The sequence below is a fragment of the Frankia sp. AgPm24 genome (genome assembly GCF_023243055.1).
GTDB classification, from domain to species: Bacteria; Actinomycetota; Actinomycetes; order Frankiales; family Frankiaceae; genus Frankia; species Frankia umida.
In genome coordinates, this window is record NZ_JALKFW010000004.1 from 28,721 (window position 1) to 48,320 (window position 19,600).

At 73.5% G+C, this 19,600-nt stretch carries 15 protein-coding genes; 12 read left to right on the forward strand and 3 right to left on the reverse strand.

What is annotated here, in order from left to right:
• The first annotated feature begins 127 nt into the window (after positions 1-127).
• A complete protein-coding gene (locus MXD61_RS02335) occupies positions 128-1,312 on the forward strand; it encodes a DUF5926 family protein (RefSeq protein WP_374628357.1) in 1,185 nt (394 codons plus the stop codon).
• A 21-nt stretch (positions 1,313-1,333) separates the two neighbouring features.
• Complete coding sequence (locus tag MXD61_RS02340; RefSeq protein WP_248811217.1) at positions 1,334-2,551, forward strand: geranylgeranyl reductase family protein; 1,218 nt, start codon at positions 1,334-1,336, stop codon at positions 2,549-2,551.
• Positions 2,552-2,574: 23 nt separating this feature from the next.
• On the opposite strand, the gene MXD61_RS02345 is transcribed toward MXD61_RS02340, so the two are convergent.
• Complete coding sequence (locus MXD61_RS02345) at positions 2,575-5,127, reverse strand: AAA family ATPase (RefSeq protein ID WP_248811381.1); 2,553 nt, start codon at positions 5,125-5,127, stop codon at positions 2,575-2,577.
• Between the two features lie 358 nt (positions 5,128-5,485).
• Between MXD61_RS02345 and MXD61_RS02350 the strand changes: the two genes are divergently transcribed.
• Positions 5,486-6,238 (forward strand): phosphatase PAP2 family protein, encoded by a 753-nt coding sequence (locus MXD61_RS02350; protein ID WP_248811218.1) that lies wholly within the window; start codon positions 5,486-5,488, stop codon positions 6,236-6,238.
• Here the strand turns inward: MXD61_RS02350 and MXD61_RS02355 are convergent.
• Positions 6,182-7,660: a hypothetical protein gene (locus MXD61_RS02355; protein ID WP_248811219.1), complete on the reverse strand. Its 1,479-nt coding sequence runs from the start codon at positions 7,658-7,660 to the stop codon at positions 6,182-6,184. The genes MXD61_RS02350 and MXD61_RS02355 overlap by 57 nt on opposite strands.
• 860 nt (positions 7,661-8,520) lie before the next feature.
• Here MXD61_RS02355 and MXD61_RS02360 point away from each other — a divergent pair.
• The 9 genes from MXD61_RS02360 to MXD61_RS02400 all read left to right on the forward strand — a co-directional run bounded on the left by MXD61_RS02360 (position 8,521) and on the right by MXD61_RS02400 (position 18,468).
• Positions 8,521-9,414 carry a GNAT family N-acetyltransferase gene (locus MXD61_RS02360; RefSeq protein WP_248811220.1) on the forward strand — a complete coding sequence of 298 codons (894 nt, stop codon included), beginning with the start codon at positions 8,521-8,523 and terminating at the stop codon, positions 9,412-9,414.
• Positions 9,411-10,352: a dihydropteroate synthase gene (gene folP / locus MXD61_RS02365; RefSeq protein ID WP_248811221.1), complete on the forward strand. Its 942-nt coding sequence runs from the start codon at positions 9,411-9,413 to the stop codon at positions 10,350-10,352. Before MXD61_RS02360 ends, folP begins: the two co-directional genes overlap by 4 nt.
• Complete coding sequence (gene folB / locus MXD61_RS02370) at positions 10,352-10,753, forward strand: dihydroneopterin aldolase (protein WP_225438259.1); 402 nt, start codon at positions 10,352-10,354, stop codon at positions 10,751-10,753. The genes folP and folB overlap by 1 nt, the downstream gene beginning before the upstream one ends.
• Before the next feature lie 25 nt (positions 10,754-10,778).
• Entirely contained in the window at positions 10,779-11,342 is a 564-nt protein-coding gene (gene folK, locus MXD61_RS02375; protein ID WP_248811382.1) for a 2-amino-4-hydroxy-6-hydroxymethyldihydropteridine diphosphokinase, read from the forward strand.
• On the forward strand, positions 11,339-11,776 hold the full coding sequence (locus MXD61_RS02380; RefSeq protein ID WP_248811222.1) for a DUF3180 domain-containing protein: 438 nt from the start codon (positions 11,339-11,341) through the stop codon (positions 11,774-11,776). The genes folK and MXD61_RS02380 overlap by 4 nt, the downstream gene beginning before the upstream one ends.
• 1,062 nt (positions 11,777-12,838) lie before the next feature.
• Entirely contained in the window at positions 12,839-13,036 is a 198-nt protein-coding gene (locus MXD61_RS02385; RefSeq protein ID WP_248811223.1) for a hypothetical protein, read from the forward strand.
• Positions 13,037-13,466: 430 nt separating this feature from the next.
• Positions 13,467-13,973: a hypothetical protein gene (locus MXD61_RS02390; RefSeq protein ID WP_248811224.1), complete on the forward strand. Its 507-nt coding sequence runs from the start codon at positions 13,467-13,469 to the stop codon at positions 13,971-13,973.
• A 78-nt stretch (positions 13,974-14,051) separates the two neighbouring features.
• Entirely contained in the window at positions 14,052-16,601 is a 2,550-nt protein-coding gene (locus MXD61_RS02395) for a helicase-associated domain-containing protein (RefSeq protein WP_248811225.1), read from the forward strand.
• 202 nt (positions 16,602-16,803) lie between these two features.
• Positions 16,804-18,468: a DNA repair helicase XPB gene (locus tag MXD61_RS02400; protein ID WP_248811226.1), complete on the forward strand. Its 1,665-nt coding sequence runs from the start codon at positions 16,804-16,806 to the stop codon at positions 18,466-18,468.
• Here the strand turns inward: MXD61_RS02400 and MXD61_RS02405 are convergent.
• Positions 18,465-19,061: a Uma2 family endonuclease gene (locus MXD61_RS02405; RefSeq protein WP_248811227.1), complete on the reverse strand. Its 597-nt coding sequence runs from the start codon at positions 19,059-19,061 to the stop codon at positions 18,465-18,467. The genes MXD61_RS02400 and MXD61_RS02405 overlap by 4 nt on opposite strands.
• Positions 19,062-19,600 lie beyond the last annotated feature (539 nt).

Here is a 19,600-nt window from a genome sequence, read left to right on the forward strand (position 1 = left end):
GTAGCGGTGTGGCACCGGCGGGAATCGCCCTCGCGGCCGTCGCGTGTCCGGCGGTGACGATGGCCTAGCCTTACCGGGGCCGGAGTCCCCCGGTGCCAGGTAGCCCCGAATCCTCCAGGAGCCAGCGATCGCACGTCGAACCGCCTCCCAGCGCCCGGGCGCCCGCTCCACCCGGCCCACCGCCACCGGCTCCCGGTCCGGCTCGTCCGTCGGCGCCGGCACGGTTGATCGAGACCGGTCGGGCGCGCCGCCGTCCACCGACGGGGAGATCGCGGTGGTCGGGCCGCGCGAACCCTGCCCGTGCGGGTCGGGGCGCCGCTACAAGGCCTGCCATGGTGGGCGCGGTCGGCCCGCCCCGGTCCTGCGGCCGTTCGTCGGTCGCCGCGACGAGCCGGATCTGGTCGCCCTGCGGGAACTGGTGCCAAGCGCGACCGCGCCGTTGCAGCTGTCGGCGGCCCATCTGGAGGCTCATCCCGAGCATGCCGGGCGGCGCATCATCCTCGGCACGATGCTGCCGCAGGCGGCACCGGCGCTGGTCCGCGATGACGGCGAGATCCTCATCGCGATCCAGACCGCGGTGCCCGGCCTGGACGTGTCCCGCGACATCGCCGGCGCGCTGCTGGCCGCCCTGGACGCCACGCCGGGCAGCGTGATCGACACCCCGGCCGCCTCGTCGCCGTTGCTCGTCAACCAACAGGCCGGCGGCCTCGCGGCGCTGCCCGGGCTGGTCGACGTGCTGGACCCGACGCCGCTGGAGATCACCGTCTGGGACGGGTTCGGCTGGTGGCTGCCGTCCACGGACGGCGCCGAGGGGGACTCCCCCAACCAGGAGGCGGCCGCGCTGCTCGAGCGGGCGAACGCCACGGTCGTGCCCACCGTCCGACTGGGTGGTGTCGCGGCCGCGTACTGGTGCCATCCCGGCGACCGTTGGCATCTGCGCTGGTCACTGCCGCTGGCCGCACCCGGCGGCACCGACGCCGGCTCGCCGTCCGACAGCGACACCGATGTCGGCACCGACGCGGTGCCGGTGGCCGCTTCGGAGGAGGCGCTGCTGGACGCCCTCGCCCGGCTGGCCGCCGCCGATCAGTTGACCGTCGGCCCGGGATCGCGCTTCGTCGGCTTCTTCCGGGCGAATGGTCTGGTCGTCCCGGTCTGGGATCTGGCCGCGGGTACCGAGGCGTCGGCCTGCGAACAGCCGGCGGTCGAGCTGCTCGCCGCCTACCGGGCCGCGCTGGCCGAACGGGCCCCGCTCGACGCTGCCCAGCGGCGGATTCGTGCCGGCCTCGTCGGCCGCAGCCTCACCCTGCGCTGATCCATGCCGGACGCTGACCCCATGCCGGACGCGGACCGTGGGCCGGATGCCGCTGATGGAAGCGACGTGTTCGATGTCGTCGTGGTCGGGGCCGGGCCCGCGGGGGGCAGCGCGGCCCGGGCGGCCGCAGCGGCCGGTGCGCGGGTCTGCGTGCTCGAACGCGCCGCGGTGCCCAGGTACAAGACCTGTGGTGGTGGGCTGGTCGGACTGTCCGCCGATCATGTCGGGCTTGACCTCACGGGCCTGGTCCGCGCGACGGCCAGCTCCCTGACCCTGACCCTGGACGGCCGGTACGAGGTCAGTCGTGGGCGACGCCACGGCCAGCCGTGGCTGTCGATGGTGATGCGCGCGGAGCTGGACGCCGCCCTGCTCGCGGCCGCCCAGACGGCCGGTGCGACCGTCCGGACCGGGGTGCAGGTCATGGGCCTCACCGAAGCGGCCGAGGACGGCGAGGACGGCGGGTGGGTCACGGTGCGGTTGCGGCAGGGCGCCGATGTGCGCGCTCGGGTAGTGATCGGGGCGGATGGCACGTCCGGTCGGTGCGGTACCCATGTCGGGGTGCGCTGCGACCAGGTGGACGTGGGACTGGAAGGCGAGTTCGTCGTCGACGCCGCGATGGCCGACCGCTGGACCGGTCGGATGCTGATCGACTGGGGTCCGGTTCCCGGATCGTACGGCTGGGTGTTTCCCAAGGGACGGGTGCTGACCGTCGGCGTGATCGGCGACCGGGAGCAGGGCGCGGCGCTGCGGGGCTACTACCGGAGTCTCGTCGACCGGTACGGGCTCACCGATCTGCCCCGGGAGCATGACTCGGGGCATCTCACCCGGGTTCGGGCGGCCGGCTCACCGCTGCGCCGCGGCCGGGTGCTGGTCAGCGGCGACGCGGCCGGTCTGCTCGATCCGTGGACGCGGGAGGGGATCTCGTTCGCGCTGCGTTCGGGCCGGCTCGCCGGGGAGGCCGCCGCCGCCGCGGTGGCAGCGCCCCGGGCCAGCGGGCCGCACGGTGTGGCGGCGCTGGCGGCCTATCCCGCCCGGGTCGAGCGGATTCTCGGCCCGGAGATGGATGCCGGTCGCGAGGTGCTGGCCGCGTTCGCCCGTCGGCCGGCGGTCATGCACGCGCTGCTGTCGAGCCCGGGCACGTTCGGCCTGTTCACCCGGCTGATCGAGGGCCGTACGACGGTGGCCCGCCAGCTGCGCAGACCCGGTGTCCGCGCGGTGGTCGCCGCACTCGCCGGCTGAGCCCGCCTGACGGGGGCGTCCCGTCAGCCCCGGTCGCCCTCCTGCCCGAAGCGTTCCGCCACCGCGCCGGCGATCTCCCGATACGCCTCCTGGGTCTCCCGACGCAGGTCCGCGAGGGCGATCCGGCCACCGGCGGCCAGGTGCGGGTCGTGCGGGACCTGCACCACCCGACGGGTGCGTCCCTCGAAGTGGTGGGTGAGTTCGTCCACGTCCACACGTGGGGCCGTGGCCGGGAACATGGAGATCACGGCCACGGCCTCGCGGACCTGGGCGGCGTAGCCGTTGTCCTCGAGCCAGTCGAGGGTGGCCTCGGCGCTCTCCCCGCCGTCCGCCGTGGCGCTGCTGACGATGACCAGGGTGTCGGCCATGTCCAGAACCCCGTGCATGGCGCTGTGCAGGATGCTCGTCCCACAGTCGGTGAGCAGGATCGAGTAGTGCCGCTGGAGCAGGTCGTCCACGGCCCGGTACTCGGGCTCGCCGAAACTCTCGGCCAGCTCCGGATCGTTCGCCGAGGCCAGCACCTCGAGCCGGGAGTCGGCCTGGGAGAGGTACTTGCGGACGTCCACGTAGCGGTGCAGGCGCCCGGCGTCCGCGAGCAGCTCCCGCACGGTGTGCGCGGACGTGCGTGGCACCTTGGAACCGAGGGTGCCCCGGTCCGGATTGGCATCGATCGCCACCACCCGGTCGCCGCGCAGGCTGGCGAGCGTCGAACCGAGGGCGACCGTCGCCGTCGTCTTGCCGACCCCGCCCTTGAGGGAGAGCACCGCGATCCGGTGACAGTCCTGTAGAGGGGTGCGGATGCGGGCGACGAGCCGGTTGTCGCGGACCTCGTCCGCCGACGGCCCGGGGTTCACCGCACCGGCCGACACCTGGTAGACGAGCTTGCGCCAGCCGCGCGACGCCGTCTGCGCGGGTGCGGGCAGCAACGCGCTGGTCAGCCGTGGCTGGCCGGCGGCTGCGTCCGCACCGGTCGAAGCCGGCTGGCCTGGCCCCGAGCGCGGGTCCGGCCCCGAGTGCTGCCCCGGCGGGCTACCCGGCCACGGTCGGTAGCCCGCCCACGCCGCCGCGACGTTGTCCGGCGACTGGTGAGGCGTGCCCTCCGGATGGCCAGGCCGGTCATCTGGATAGGGCTGGTAGTCGGAACTGGGCGGGTAGTCGGAACTGGGCGGGTAGCCGGAGCGGTCCTGGTACCCGTCGTCCTGGTAGCGGTCGTCCTGGTAGCGGTCGTCCTGGTAGTCGTCGGCCGGGTAGCACTGACGACCCTGGCGCTGCTCGGCCGGGTAACCACCGGTCTGGTAGCAATCGGCCTGGTAGGCGGACTGCGCCGGGTAGCCGGAATCGTCGAGCTGACCCGGATGAGGCTGGTAGCCGGGGTCGGCCTGGTAGCCAGGTTGGGGCTGGTAGCCGGGGTTCGACGGTTGGCGCGGGTCGATCGGGCGAGCCTGCTGGCCTGGTTGCGGCCGGTGAGCGGGATGCGGCTGTCCCGCTGGGATCACGCGCGCGGCGGCGGGCAGCGGCTGGGCGCCGGAGAGCGACGGCGGTAGGTAGCTCGGATAACTGGGATGCTCGCGATAGCCGGGGTGCGGCTGGGTTCCCGGCGACGGCTGGAGCGCCGGGGGCGGGCCGTGACCTGTCGGCGGGCGCTCGTCCAACGGCAGTGACCGGGTCGGCTGCTGCGGCGGCAGTGGTGGCGTTGGCGGCAGCGGTGGTGGTGGTGGTGCGTCGCCAGAAGTCACCGGGGCTCCTGGGCGGGGCAGCATCCCGCGGGGCACGATCCGGCGCCGTCCGTCCGGGCGTGGGTTGGCCGGGTGGGCCGGTGCCTGACCGGCGAGCGGGTCCGGCGCGGACGGCTCGGGATCCCGAAGCCAGGACGGCACCCGACCGGCCGTGGTTCGCGCCCGGATCGGACGGGTGCCGGGATGGCCGTACGACGAGGTGTCGTCGGCGACGGTGGGCGGCGGGGCGGGATACTCAGTGGACGGACGGTATGCCTCGAACCGCGCGTCGTAGGCGGGTGGCACCACACCGGGCCCGGTCGAGCGCCCGAGCCCACCCTCGACCGCCAGCCCACCGACCGTGGGCCCCACACCTGCGGATCCGCCAACCGTGGGGCCGCCAACCGTGGGGCCGCCAACCGTGGGGCCGCCAACCGTGGGGCCGCCAACCGTGGGGCCGGTGACCGTAGGTCCGGCGATGGTGGGCTCGCCGATCGTGGGGCCGGTGACGGTGGGGCCGTGGAGGGGATCGAACGTCCGTGTCCCGAGCGGCGACGCCCAGCGGTTCGAACCGTCCGGTTCGCGGGCTGGTGCGACATCTCCCACCGACCAACCCTGATCAGCCAGGGCGGCGACGGAACCGTCCCACATGGAACTGTCGGCCGGTGTGCCGCCGACGACCGGGCCGCGCTGGTCACGGCCGCTGGCTCGGACGCCGTAGGCGGGCTGGCTGGTCACGGTGGGGTAGGTGGGCGGGGGCGGGTCGTCGACGCCGTCCACGCGGATGAAGTCGAGGTCGCGCCGATCGTCTGCCCACGGATTGTCTGACGGCGAGCTGTCCGGGGGAATCCATCCCTCCACGCGGTTCAAGGGTCTCCCTCCAGACGGTCGGCCCGCTCGGGCGGCCAGGTCGCTTTGGCGCCCGACACGGGCGGTCGGTCCTGCGCGGGCGGGCGACGTGCTGCGGTCACCGTCCGACGTGAATGTGCGGTCCGTCGCACCCGACGGGTTTGACCAGAATGACATGCGTCCGACGGGACCGCACGGACCGCCCAACCCGAATCGACGGACCGCCCGCCGCCGCACCGGGCCGCCGTGGCCGGCGGTAACCACGCCCGGGGGTGGGCAGGAGGTCCGCGGGGGGCGCAGTACCGGGGGACGAACGGCGAGGGGCCGGACACCGGGGAGGACACCAGGCAGTGATCGGATGATGACGCGGATGCGTGGCGCGGCGCGGCGCGTGGTGCGGGCGGGGACGCGGGCCGGAGGGTGTGGCTGGTCGTGGCCGGCGGTCGTGGCCGGCATGTTCGGGGTGCTGCTGCTGGCATTGGCGGTTCGGGTGCCCTGGGCGCCCTGGGTGCGCGTCGATGTGGACATCACCGCGACGCTGGTGCGGGTCTCCGCCGGCGACGACGCCCTGGCGGGTGCCCTGCGGTGGGTCAGCGTGGTGTGCGCTCCCACTGTCTGGCGGGTGCTCGCGGTTGTTGCGGCCGCCTGGCTGTGGTGGCGCGCGCGTGGTGGGCGGGGGGTGGGTGCCCGCGACCCGGATCTCATGCGGCGGCTTGCCACCTTTGTGCTGGTCACGGTGGAGGTCGGTGGGCTGGTGGCCCGCCTTGCCAAGGAGGTCGTCCGCCGGTCGCGGCCGTTGGTCGACGATCCGGTCGCGTCGGCGGCCGGGTTCAGCTTTCCGTCCGGCCATGCGTTCGGGGTCGTGGTCGCCGCGACGGTGGTGCTCGTCGTCACGGGCGCGCTGACCGGGCGGACGGCCCGTCCGGTGTGGTGGGGCATCGCCGCGGTGGTGATCGCCGGCACCGGCTTCGCCCGGGTGGGGCTCGGCGTCCACTATCTGTCGGACGTCATCGCCGGATACCTGCTCGGGGTGGCATGGGCGCTCGGCCTGGCCACCTGGTTTCGGCTACCGGTGGCCGGGGGCCGTGACCGCGCCCGGAGCGGGTCGCTGGTTGGCGGCTGAGCGCTGCCACTCCCGGACCAGCAGCGCGACGCGGCGCACCGCCCGGACCTCACTGTGCGCTCGGGTGGCGGTGAGCAACTGGTCGGCGCGGATGGAGACCGACGCCACGGTGCGACCCCAGGAGATCTCGATCGCCTCGCTCGCCAGCGTGCAGACCCGGTCGAGTTCGAGTCGACCCTGCCGGGAGAGGGCGATGGCGAGGTCGAGACGGATCACCGAGCGGAACCCGGGCACCTCGAGGGCGTCGAGTCCGGGCAGGGCGAGTTCGGCGTGCTGCTCGGCCGCCGTCGGCCGGCCGAGCAGGCACATCGCCGTCGTCGCGTGGTACGGCACCAGTACCGGGTGGCACGTCTCGAACGACGGTCCTGGTCGTCCCCACTGGTCGGGGGGGACGAGATCGGCCAGGTCGTAGGCCTCGTCCAGGGACAGCGCGGCACCGCGGACGTCACCCAGGGCGGCCAGGGCACGGGCGACCTGACAGACCAGCCGGACGTGCACCGGACCGTCGTCGACCCGGGTCAGGCCGTCGCGGGCCAGCCGCAGCGCCTCCTCCGGCCGTCCGGCGTAGAACTCGGCGACGGCGGCGACCTCACGGGCCGACCCGCACAGCGCCGCGTCACCGAGGGCCTGACCCACCTGGAAGCCGAGCGTGGTCAGGGAGCGGGCGGTGACGGTGTCGCCGAGCTTGAACGCGGCGTCCGCGCCGAGGACGGCCACTCGGCCGATCAGCAGGTCCCGTCGTCGGGCGTCGCCGCCGGGCACGGAACGCCGAGCGAGCCGCTCGAGCCCGCGGCGCAGCCGGACGGTCTGGGCCAGGATGTGCGCCGGGGGCGTCCGCTCGTGCGCGCAGAGCAGATCGTCGAGCAGGTCCTCGGCGCGCTCGAGGGCGAGGTCCACCGGGCTCGCGGCGAGGACGTCGGAGACCTCCATGATCTGACCCTCGGCCAGCATCGCCGTCATCATCGTGGCGCCCGCGTACCCGCGGCGCCGCCGGGAGCGCTGCGCCGGTGCCCGCAGACCCGTGACGGTGGGGCCGGCGACCAGACGGCCGGCGACCGGGTTCCCGGCGGTCAGCGGACCCGCGGTCGCGGGGCCCGGGACGGGTCGTGGCGCCGGAGCGAGCCTGGTGCGGCGGTTGAGGACGGGCAGCAGGGCGGGTACGGCGAGTTCGCTGCGGCGGGCGAACGCCGCGAAGCCGAGCGCGTACGGATGGCGGGCGGGCGCGGCGCAGGACGGCGGCGGCGGCGGGGGTGGTTCCACCGGGTAGTCCTCGGGGCAGTCGTCCGGCGGGGTTCGGGCGGGGGGGATGAGGATCGACTCGCCGGACGCCGATCGAACCGGGTGTGGGCCGGGACGACCGGCCAGACCCGGGATCCCGCGCTCGGGACCACGGTCCGGCGAGGATTCGCTCGACTGCGGCATGCCGCGCGTCCTTCCTTCCGATAACACCACGGTCAGCGACCGTGCCGACAAGGTAGCGGAGAGTCGACCCACTGCGAGGAGTGACGTGGCACAAGCGCACGGTGGGACCACGCTGCTGGGCTGACGCTCCGGTCCGTCGGCGACGGTGACGACGGTGGTGGCCCTCCGGGCGGCGACGCCGCCGCGGGTGGGCCGGCCGGATGAACCGGTGGGCGCCGGCTCTTCCGGAACTACCGGATCCGCATGGTCAATAGTAGGAGCACCCCTGCGCCGGAGGGTAACGATGGGGGTCGTGAAAGGTATCAGCCATCGTGGCTCTACGTGGTGTTTCTCGCGGGTTTCCGCAGCCGATCCGGTCGGTGTGGCACCGGATTACCGGCCGCCGCGGGCGTGGTTGATCCGGTCGAAGGGCATACGGACGAACGAACACGCGGTGTGAGCAGGCCGAGCGACGGAAGCCTTGTGCACCAGCCCGAGAATGCGCCGACGGAGTTCGCCGTCGGCGTGTCGGACGGACCGGGATCCGATCCTCACAGTGCGTTTATATCAGGACATGTTTGGAACAATCTCGCAATATTCCCGCAACTATGTCATTAGGTCATAGGCGCCCGGAGGTGGGCGTGTCGGTGCCGGCGATGCGACCAAGGTCGCCGGTCGAGGCGCCCTCCGGGTCGGTAGCCTCGGCACGATGGCTGACGCGGCCCCGCGGGACCTTCCGACTCGCCCGACTCGCCCGACTCGCCCGACGCGCCGCGGGCGCGGGCCCGGCGGCCGCTGCACGGTGTCCGGAGCCGACGGAGCATGCCGGCTGACCCCGGTCGGTGGCGCGGCTCGGGGCGCCGCCCCCGGCGAGGCCCGCCATGTCGGATGATCCACTCGTCGCACCCCGGGCCGGCCTCACCGGAGCGCGGGCGGAGCTCGCCCGCGACCTCGAGGTGGTGGCCCACCGGGCCTGGCCGCCGCTGCACGTGACGGAGCTCGCCGGTTGGACGCTGCGGGCCTCCGCCGGGGCGTCCCGGCGCGGGAACTCGGTCTGGGCCCACGGCGACGTCCCCGACCTGCCGGCCGCGCTCGCCACGGTCACCGACTTCTACCGCGCCGCCGGCCTGCCACCCACCTTCCAGCAGACGCCGGTGAGCAGACCGAGCGGGCTGGCCGCAGTGCTCGACGCCGCGGACTTCGACGACACCGGCCCCACCGACGTCTGCACCGCGCCGCTGGCCGGCTTCGCCCGCCCCGTCCGAGCTGGCCCGCCCACCCTGCGGGTGCTGTGCGCGAGCGGGCCGGACGAGACCTGGCTGACGGTCGCGGGCCAGGTACTGGCCACCTTCGACACCCAGCGGGACGGCACGCTGGCCGTGCTCGGCGCGCTGCGGCTGCCCACGGTCTATGTCACCGCCGCCGTCGACGGAGTGCCCATCGCGGTGGGTCGAGGTGTCGCGGACGGCCGCTGGCTGGGCATCTACAGCATGGCGACGCTGCCCGCCGCCCGCGGCCAGGGCGCCGCCCGTCAGGTGGTCGCCACCCTCGCCAGCTGGGCGGCCCAGCAGGGCGCGACCTATGCCTACCTGCAAGTTGAGGAGGTCAGCACCGTGGCCAGGCGGTTGTACGCCGAGCTCGGCTTCCGACCGGTCTACCGGTACTCCTACCGGCGCGGCCCGATCCCACCCGCTCCACCGATCCCGGCGACCGGTTCGGCCGGTTCGGCTCGTTCGGCTCGTCCGGCTTTCTCGGCGCAGGAGCGGAACGCATGAACGCGGATGTGGCGGGGCTGTTCACACCGGGTGAGCTGACCCGGGTGATGGGAGTGGTCAACGTGACCCCGGATTCGTTCTCGGACGGCGGCACGTTCCTCGACCCCATCGACGCCGTACGGGCGGGCCTGCGGATGGTCGCCGAGGGCGCCGATCTCATCGATGTCGGGGGCGAGTCCACCCGGCCCGGTGCGCTGCGGGTGCCCGCGAGCGAGGAGATGCGCCGGGTGCTGCCGGTCGTCGCCCAGCTCGCGGCGGCCGGCGTGCGGGTCAGCGTGGACACGACCAGGGTCTCGGTCGCCGCCGCGGCGGTGGACGCCGGCGCCGTGCTCGTCAACGACGTCTCCGGCGGCCACGATCCGGAGCTGCTGGCCATGGTGGCTGACCGTGGGGTCCACTACGTCCTCATGCACGCCCGTGGGCCGAGCGCGACCATGGCCGAACAGGCCGCCTACGGTGACGTCGTCGCCGAGGTGGTGGCGGAGCTGGACAGTCGTCTCGAGGCGGTCCTGGCCGCGGGCATCGCCGAGGAACAGGTGGTCATCGATCCCGGGATCGGCTTCGCCAAGACGTCCGCGCACAACTGGGCGCTGCTCGGCCACCTGCACGCGTTCGCCGCCTTCGGCCGTCCCCTGCTGGTCGGGACGTCACGCAAGTCGTTCCTCGGCACCGTGCTCGCCGACGGCCAGGCGCGGCCACGCCCGAGCGACGCACGTGACGACGCCACCCAGGCCACCACCGCCCTGCTGGCCGCCGCGGACGTCTGGGGCGTGCGGGTGCACGCCGTCCGTCCGGCCGCCGACGCCGTGCGGGTGGTCCGCGCCTGGAAACGCAGCGCCCAGGCCACCACGCCGACCACACTGGTCGCGAACCCCACCGCCGGCGTCCCCGGTGGTTCCAGGACCGCCGACGCCTCCAGGACAGGATGGTCGCCTTGATGAGCGCAGCCGTGGATCCGACCGGTCCGCACCAGGATCGGATCACGCTGCGCGGCCTGCGGGTGCGTGGCCATCACGGAGTGCTGCCCGCCGAACGGGAACTCGGCCAGGAGTTCGTCGTGGACGCGGTGCTCTGGCTGGACGTGACCGATGCGGCCCGCACCGACGATGTCACCCGCACCGTGCACTACGGCGAGCTGGCCGAGGCGCTGGCCGCCATCGTCGCCGGCGAACCGGTGGACCTGATCGAGACGCTGGCCCACCGCCTCGTCGATGCCTGCCTGCGCCCGCCGCGGGTGCTGCGGGCCGAGGTGACCGTGCACAAGCCGGCGGCGCCGATCCCGCTGGTCTTCGACGATGTGGCCGTGACGGTCGTCCGTGACCGCCCCGAACCCCGCTGAGCCGGCGGTGACACCGGACGCCCCCGTGCCGGACCGCTCGGCCCGGCACGCGGTGTTGGCCCTCGGCTCCAACCTCGGCGACCGCCTCGCGCTGCTGCGGGCCGCCGTGGCCAGTCTCGACGCGCGGCTTGGCGTACTGGCCTGCTCGCCGGTGTACGAGACCGCGCCGGTCGGCGGGCCGGAGCAGGACGACTACCTCAACGCCGTCGTCCTGGTGGCATCGGCCGGGCCGCGCGAGCTGCTGGCCGCCGCCCACGCCGCGGAGGCGGCGGCACACCGGGTCCGACAGGTCCGTTGGGGACCTCGCACCCTCGACGTCGACGTCATCGCGCTCGGAGCGGTCCGCAGCGACGATCCGGAGATCATCCTTCCGCACCCGCGGGCACATCTGCGCGCCTTCGTCTGCGTGCCCTGGCTGGACGTCGAACCCGCGGCCATCCTGCCCGGTCACGGCCCCGTCGCAGACCTCGTCACCCGGATGACCCAGGACGGGGAGCTGGCCGACCTGCGGCGACTGCCCGCCCCACTGCGTCCCGCTGATTCCGCTGATCGTGCTGGGCCCGCTGGTTCCGCTGGGGTGCCGTCGTGAACCCGACGCGGGGGCGTGACCTGGCGCTGGTGGCCGTCATCTTCGGGGCGCTCGCGTACGTGCTGCTCTGGTGGACGTACCGGTCGATCCCGGCGCTGCCACGTACGGCGCCGGTGTCGGTGCTCGTCATCGGTGCGCTGGAGCTGCAGATCGCCGGGCACACCCGGCGTCGACTGGAGGGTCGACCGGGAACGCGGCCGATCGTGGCGCTGACCGTCGCCCGGCTCGCCGCGTTCGCCAAGGCGAGTTCGGTGGCCGCGGCCGCGCTGGCCGGCGGCTGGGCCGGAACGCTCGGCTACACCATTCCACGCACGGACGAGTTCGGCAGCGCGGGTGGCGACGCGATCACCGCCGGCCTGGGTCTCGCCGCGGCCGTCGTCCTGCTGGTCGGCGGGCTGGTCCTGGAACGGGTCTGCCGGGTCCGCCGCGAATAGCCCCCGGGACGGCCGCAGCGGGTTGTGGGCGCGAAGCGGGTGTCGGGTAGTTGGCTCAAGCCCGGAAAATCGGCTCTACTCGTCTAGTCTGGGCGGTATTGCCGCAGATGGCGGCGCTCGGAGCGGCGATGCGTCCGGGTCGGATCGCTCGTCGTGCGGCGGATGTCGGGCCGACGCGCTGATGTCGAGCCGCAGAGGCGGAAGGTGCGGGCGGTGGTCGCTGAGGGCCGGGACCGCGGCGGCGCGGCGGATCGTCGGTCCGGCCCGGCTGGGCGGCGGCAGACCTTCCGGGCGGTGGCCTTCGGTGATCCGACCGCGGGCGGCGCCGGAGTCATCCGTACCGCCCCCGTGGTGGGCAGGTCCGCCCTCGACCCGTCCGCCTGGCCGCAGGCCCCAGGAACGCCGCCGGTTCCAGGAACGCCGCCAGCTTCAGGAACACAGCCGCCGCCGGTCGGGGCACGGCCGCCGGCCGCCGGAGCAGGGCCGCGCCCGGCGCCGGTTTCTCCCTCGATCAATCCAGCGAATCCGCCGGGGGCGGGGCGGCGGGGTTCGGCGGAGAAATCTGGTGCGGTCCGTTCCGCGCCGATTACTGATGCGTCCCGCTCGACGAGAGCGGCGGACATTCGTCCGATGCGAGCCGGTGGTCCGGGCGGAAACCGGGTGACCCCGTCGACATCGCAGCGTGATTATCGGCCGGCGCCGCCGGCGACCGAGCGTGGTTATACCGGTCTGCTGGACAGCGTCAGTTCCACCGGTCTCCAGCCCGCGCTGCGCGATGTTCCACTGACGGGTCCGGTCCAGCCCGTGCGGCGCGACGCACCTGCCGGGCCCGGCCCGTCGCGGCGGCGTGTTCCGCCGGGGCGCTTCGGAGCGCCCGAACAGTCCGATCCGTCCGAGCGGTCCAGACCGGCGGCCGGACCTGTCCCGCCGGAAGGATTCGTCGCGCCGGGGAGGTCCGCCACCTCGATGCGGGATGAGCCCGCAGGGCGGGATGGGTGGTCGGGGCGGGAGGCGTCGTCGGCGTCCGCCGCCGGTTCAGGTGTGGGGCGCAGGCGCGCGGGGGTGGGCGCCGGTCCGGGGCGGCGTGCGGTCGCGCTGCTGGTGATGTCGGCCGTGGTCGTGGTCGCTGTGCTGATCGCCGGGGTGTCACTGGGACGCACGCTGGCGCTGCCCGGCGATGTCGGACCGATGACCCGGCTCGCCGACTGGGGTCGGGCCAATCATCTGTCCTTCGTCGTCAACCGGGTCGATCGCCGCTGAGTGGACGCCGTCTCCGGTCGGGGGCCCCGAAAGGGGGCATCGACCGACCGTTCCACGGCGGCACGGGAGCTTCGGGGGGCGGACGGGACGATGTGCGGGCGGGGCGGAGATCGTTGTCGTCTGTTGTTGTAATTGTTGCTTTATGGTCACTCGTTCGGATGCTTGCGGCGCTATTCGCCGAGTATCTGGCTCGGCGGGCCGGCGCCCCTTCCCGTCGGCTGTGGTCCGCCGTGTGGGCCATGTCAAAAATAGCCCGTTCTGGTGGTCCGGATCCCTTGCCTGAAGGCGCCTTCGGCGTGTCCAATCGGTATTGGCAGGTCTGTCGTATTCCGTCGACCTCGGCTGGTGTGCTCCGTCTCGTCGGTGCACGCCGTCATCACGATTGGCCGAGCGCGCATCCCGACCTGCCAAAGGCATCCAGGGAGGCCATGTGCGTCCGAGACCGGCAGCGGCCCCCGAGGTCGCGCTGACTGGTGACGGCGGCCTCGGCTCCTCGCTACGGCGTGGGCTGGGGCCCGGTTCGGTGGGAGCGCCCCGCCTCGTCCCCGTGGCTACCGAGGTCAGCGATGGTCCGGGTCGTCCGGCCACCGAGGCCGAGGCAAGCGCGATCACCGCGGCGGTGGTGAACAGCCCGCTGGTCCCGCGCGGTGAGCTGAAGGTCAGCGGCATCCGCACGTCCACCGGCGCGCCGGACTGGGCGTTCGCCGTCCTGCGTGTCGTCGGCGGGCGTGATCCGTCCATCGCCGTGCTGCGGTGGGACGTCAGCTACGGCTGGGTTCTCGACCAGGTCGGCAGCGCTCGGCTTGGCTGCGGGGTAGGCGGCCCGGCGGCGGCGCGGCGGCCCGAACTGACAGTGGTTCCCCCGGCCGGCCAGGCGCAGCGCAGCGGTCGGTCGCGGCGGGAGGCCGCCAGGCCAGCCCGCGGTGTGGCGCGGTAGGCGAGCCCGGGGCGGGTAGTCCACACGACGGCACTTCGTCACCCGCGGCGAGCGCCAGCTACCGTCATGAGAGTGACGATGCCGGCTGACGAGGCGCAGGACGAGTCCGTGACCCTGGCGGGCTGGCTTCGCGCGCAGCCGGATGAGGCGATTATCCGGCTGTTCCTGCTCAGGCCCGACCTTGCTACCCCGCCCCCGCCGGACTTCACCGTCCTGGCCGCGCGGATGGAGGTGCGGGTCAGCGTCACCCGCGTGGTGGACCGGCTCGACACCTTCGTCCACGAGGTGCTGCAGGCCCTGACCGTGCTGCCCGCCGGTGTGTCACTGGCCGAACTGACCGCGTTCACCGGGCACCGCGAGGTCGCCGCCGCGGTGCGGCGGCTGCGTGAACTCGGCCTGCTGTGGGGTGACGACACGGCGTTGCGGATCGTCGGGATGGCCGTCGACCTGGTCGGTGAGCGGCCGCTGGGGCTTGGCCGCCCGGTCCGGCAGTGCCTGTCCAGCTACCGCAACGTCCAACTGAACCGACTGGCGGCCGCGCTCGGCGGGATTCCCAGCCAGGGCGTCGGCGCGGGCTCAGGTTCGGATCGGGACGGGGGCGGCGGCTGGGGTGGTCCGGGCGGGCACCCGGACCTGGTCAGCGTGGTCGGGGCGCTGTTCGACGAACCCGCGCGGATCCGCGGCTGGGTCGAGAGCTGCACCCCGCGGGCCCGTGAACTGCTGGAGCGGCTGGCCAGCGAAACGTCGCTGGGCAGCACCACCGCGGCGCACCGGGTGGTGCCGGTCGAGCAGGCCCGCACCCCCGTCGAGGAGCTGCTGGCCCGCGGTCTGATCATCGGGATCGACGACGAGAAGGTCGAACTGCCCCGCGAGGTCGGCCTCGTGGTCCGCGGCGGGACACCGGCCGGTCCGCTGCATCCCCGTCCGCCCGAGCTCGAGGGCACCACGATCGGTGTGGCGGGCGTGGACGCGGCCGCGGCCCTCACCGCGCAGACGATCGTGCGCTGGGTCACGACCATCGTGGAGGCCTGGGGTGAGACGCCGCTGACGCCGCTGCGTACGGGCGGACTGAGCGTGCGCGACCTGCGGGCCGCCGCCCGGCTGCTGGACACCGACGAACGGGTCGCCGCCTTCGTCGTCGAACTGGCCTGGGCCGCGGGGCTCGTCGACGCGACCACCGGCAACGACGTCCAGTTCATGCCGACGGCGGCGTACGACCGTTGGGGCACCGAACCGATCGAGGTCCGCTGGGCCGTCCTCGTCGACAGCTGGCTGCGCGCCCCCGTCGCCACCTGGCTGATCGGTGAGCGGGACGAGCGGGGCCGTCAGATCGCCGCGCTGTCATCGGAGGTGCGCCGCGGTGTCGCCCGGGAACTGCGGGCCGACGTGCTGCGGGCGCTGGGCGCGGCGCCCGCCGGGATGGCGCCCAGCGCCGCGTCACTGCGGGCCCTGCTCGCCTGGCGAGCCCCCAGACGGACCGGAACGTTCCTGGACCGCACGGTCGAGAGCACGGTGGTCGACGCCGAGCTGCTCGGTGTCACCGGCCGAGGCGCGCCCAGCACCGTCGGGCGGGTGATCATCGACCGGCTCGAGACCGAGGCGGCCGATCCCGCCCACACCCCGCTCACCTCCGGGCGGCCGGCCGGAGGCGACACCGACCTGTGTCAGCGGCTCGCCGACGTCCTCGGCCCGCTGTTGCCCGAACCGGTGGAGGAACTGCTGCTCCAGGCGGATCTGACAGCCGTCGCCCCCGGGCCGCTGGTGCCGCGGGTCGCGGCTCGGCTGGCGCGGATGGCGGACATCGAGTCCACCGGGGCCGCCACCGTCTACCGCTTCACCGAGGAATCGCTGCGCCGCGCGTTCGACTCGGGGCTGACCGCCGAGGACCTGCACGACGATCTCGCCCACTGGGGTCGCACCGGCATCCCGCAGGGACTCACCTACCTGATCGACGACACCGCCCGGCGGCACGGCCGGATGCGGGCCGGACCGGCGGCGAGCTACCTGCGCTGCGACGACACGGCCCTGCTCTCCGAAGTGGTCGTCAGCCGGGGAACGCAGGCTCTGGGTCTGCGCCGGATCGCACCGACCATCGTCATCTCGTCGCTGCCGGTGAACGACCTGCTGGCCGGTCTGCGTGAGGCCGGGTACGCACCGGTGGCGGAGGCCCCCGACGGCCGGGTACTGCTCAGCCGTCCCACCACCCACCGGACGCCGGCCCGGGCCCGCTCGAGCTCCGGTGACGTCGCCGACAGCCGGCTGGCCCAGGCCCGCGACGTACTGCGACTGGTGCGCCGCGGCGACGACAGCGCCCGTACCCTGCGAGCGGCCAGGTCCACCGACATCGCCGGCTTCGGGCTCACCCGATCGGCCCCGCTCATCCTGACGATGCTGCAGGACGCGGTGCGCGAGAAACAGCGCATCCTGCTGGGTTATGTCGACCAGCAGGGCACCCCCCGGGACCGGATCGTGCGACCGACCGCCCTGGACGGCGGCTGGCTCACCGCCTGGGACGAACTCACCGACCAGCCGCGCCGGTTCGCGCTGCACCGGGTCACCGGCATCGCCGAGCTGGGTCGCTCAGGCGGGACTCCGGCCGCCCGGCAGGATTCGGACGCGTCGTACTGACCCTCCTGTCGTACTGACCTGTCCGGTGGGCTGACCCACCCCGCCGGGCTGACTCGTCTCGGCCCACTGGGTGTCACCTTGTCGGAGGCCGCCTGTACCGTCGAAGAAGCTCGATGGACGTCCGGCGGGTGACCACCGGCGTTCGGGACGGCTCCCGGGCGACCCTGAGCGCCCGGGTGGTGCAGCGAGAGGGTGGTGGCGAGTGGCGGACGGCCCTCTGATCGTGCAGTCGGACAAGACCCTCCTGCTGGAGGTCGGCCATCCCGGTGCGGCGGAGGCGCGGGCGTCCATCGCTCCGTTCGCCGAGCTGGAGCGGTCCCCGGAGCACGTGCACACCTACCGGATCACGCCGCTGGCGCTGTGGAACGCCCGGGCCGCCGGGCACGACGCCGAGCAGGTCGTCGACGCGCTCGTGCGGCACTCCCGGTATGCCGTCCCACACGCGCTGCTGGTCGACGTCGCCGACACGATGGACCGTTACGGGCGGCTCCGCCTGGAGAACGATCCGGTCCACGGGCTGGTCCTGCGGGCGCTCGATCGGGCGGTGCTCGCCGAGGTGGCCCGCGCCAAACGGATCATCCCGATGCTCGGTGAGCGCATCGACGATGACAGCATCGCCGTGCATCCGTCCGAGCGGGGCCGGCTCAAGCAGGCGTTGCTCAAACTCGGCTGGCCCGCGGAGGACCTCGCCGGTTACGTCGACGGTGAGAAGCACCCGATCGCCCTCGTCGAGGAGGGCTGGCAGCTGCGCGACTACCAGCAGGGCGCGGTCGCGGGCTTCTGGGAGGGCGGCTCGGGTGTCGTCGTGCTGCCCGCCGGTGCCGGCAAGACCATCGTCGGTGCCGCGGCGATGGCCCAGGTCGGCGCGACCACCCTCATCCTGGTGACGAACACGGTGGCCGGTCGCCAGTGGCGCCACGAACTGCTGCGGCGAACCTCCCTCACCGAGGACGAGATCGGCGAGTACTCCGGCGAGCGCAAGGAGATCCGGCCGGTCACCATCGCCACATACCAGGTCATGACAGCCCGCCGCAAGGGCGAGTACCTGCACCTGGATCTGTTCAGCGCCCGCGACTGGGGGCTGATCATCTACGACGAGGTGCACCTGCTGCCGGCCCCGGTGTTCCGGATGACCGCCGACATCCAGTCCCGTCGCCGGCTCGGCCTCACCGCCACCCTCGTCCGGGAGGACGGCCAGGAGGGCGACGTGTTCTCCCTGATCGGCCCGAAGCGCTTCGACGCCCCGTGGCGGGAGATCGAGGCGCAGGGCTGGATCGCCCCCGCCGAGTGCACCGAGGTGCGGGTCACCCTCACCGACGACGAGCGGATGGCCTACGCGGTGGCCGAGCCCGAGGAGCGCTACCGGATGTGCGCGACCGCGGCCAGCAAGCGGATGGTCGTGCGCCGTCTGGTCGAGCGGCACGCCGACGACCGGGTCCTGGTGATCGGCGCCTACCTTGACCAGCTCGACGAGCTCGGTCGGATGCTGAACGCCCCGGTCATCCAGGGTTCCACCCGCAACCGGGAACGCGAGCGCCTGTTCGAGGCGTTCCGCACCGGGGAGATCACCACCCTGGTCGTCTCCAAGGTCGCCAACGTCTCCATCGACCTGCCCGAGGCCGGTGTCGCCGTGCAGGTGTCGGGCACGTTCGGCTCACGCCAGGAGGAGGCCCAGCGCCTCGGCCGGGTGCTGCGCCCCAAGGCGGACGGCCGCGCCGCCCACTTCTACACGGTTGTCTCCCGCGACACCCTCGACCAGGAGTACGCCGCGCACCGCCAGCGCTTCCTCGCCGAACAGGGCTACGCGTACACGATCGTCGACGCCGACGACATCCCCGACGGGGCCGGCAGCTCCGACCAGGGCTAGTCGGGGTCGGGCGGGTCGATCAGGTCGGCTGGTCGCACGCTCACCGGGAACGGGCGGACGGTGTGGAACTCGCCGTCCGCCCCGGTCACGCTGGACGTCACGTAGGCGCCGCCGACCAGCTCGAACGCCGTCAGCGTCATCGAGTCCGGGTCGACCAGCCAGCAGGCCGGGACGCCCCACTCCCGGTAGAGATCGAGTTTGACGGTCCGGTCGTAGCGGCGGGTGCTCGCGTCGGCGACCTCCACGACCAGAAACGGCCGCTCCCGCAGCGTTCGCCCGCCCGGTGCGGGGCTGGAGGCGACGACCACATCCGGTACCAGCAGACAGCGGTCGGACACCTCGAGGCTGACGCCCGCCGGCAGCACCCGCGCGCCGGAGGTGGCCACGCCGGCCAGCAGCTGGGCGAGGCGGCTGGTCACCCGGGCGCGCAGCGGCGTGGGCCAGGGTCGCACGACACACAGGCCGTCGACCACCTCGACGCGGGCATCGTCACCACCCGCCGCGAGGTCGGCGACAGTGACCGGCGGGGCGGGGACTGTCAGCGACGGACGACGGGCACGGAACTGCGCGCTGGCCTGGACCACACCGTCCATCGTGCCGCGCGGACCGCGGCGTGTCGAAACCCGCTCAGGTCAATTGTCCGTGTCGCGCAATTCGTCGACCTTAAATGATCAGTCGACGGCAAATTGTCGATAAGAAGTGACATAAAACTCTTGCCGGGCCGTCCTACTGCCTGGTAACTTGCTCTCCGCTGCAGGAGATTGTGATTTACCCGCAGAAGGCCGTCTTTGGGAGTGCCTCCCGGCGCTCGCTCCGTCCCGAGTGTGCGCCTGCTCCCAGGCCGCGGCGGCTCACCTCCGTGGAACCTCCCGTCCACGGAGGTGAGCACCCGCCTGCCCGCCTTCCGCCTCCCGGTCTCCCCAGGCCGCCCCTGATGCCTCGCCAGCTCGACTGCGGGCTCCTGTGGGCCCTTCTGCCTCTGCTCCAGGTCGGGTCCCTGGCATGCCGGTCCGCCCGTGCCCCTGCCGGTCGAGGGGTGGAGTGCCGTCGGGGCCGGGAGGATCGACCATCCAGTCGGATTGATCCATGCTGATCCGTGGTGGCTCGGATTTGTCCACCCCATCCGGGGGGT

What these genes read in the sequence shown, in the direction of transcription:
- MXD61_RS02340 (WP_248811217.1), top strand. Translation starts at nt 1,334, where the DNA reads ATGCCGGACGCGGACCGTGGGCCGGATGCCGCTGATGGAAGCGACGTG.
- MXD61_RS02350 (WP_248811218.1), top strand. Translation starts at nt 5,486, where the DNA reads ATGCGTGGCGCGGCGCGGCGCGTGGTGCGGGCGGGGACGCGGGCCGGA.
- MXD61_RS02355 (WP_248811219.1), bottom strand. Translation starts at nt 7,660, where the DNA reads ATGCCGCAGTCGAGCGAATCCTCGCCGGACCGTGGTCCCGAGCGCGGG.
- MXD61_RS02360 (WP_248811220.1), top strand. Translation starts at nt 8,521, where the DNA reads ATGTCGGATGATCCACTCGTCGCACCCCGGGCCGGCCTCACCGGAGCG.
- folP (WP_248811221.1), top strand. Translation starts at nt 9,411, where the DNA reads ATGAACGCGGATGTGGCGGGGCTGTTCACACCGGGTGAGCTGACCCGG.
- folB (WP_225438259.1), top strand. Translation starts at nt 10,352, where the DNA reads ATGAGCGCAGCCGTGGATCCGACCGGTCCGCACCAGGATCGGATCACG.
- MXD61_RS02395 (WP_248811225.1), top strand. Translation starts at nt 14,052, where the DNA reads ATGCCGGCTGACGAGGCGCAGGACGAGTCCGTGACCCTGGCGGGCTGG.
- MXD61_RS02405 (WP_248811227.1), bottom strand. Translation starts at nt 19,061, where the DNA reads ATGGACGGTGTGGTCCAGGCCAGCGCGCAGTTCCGTGCCCGTCGTCCG.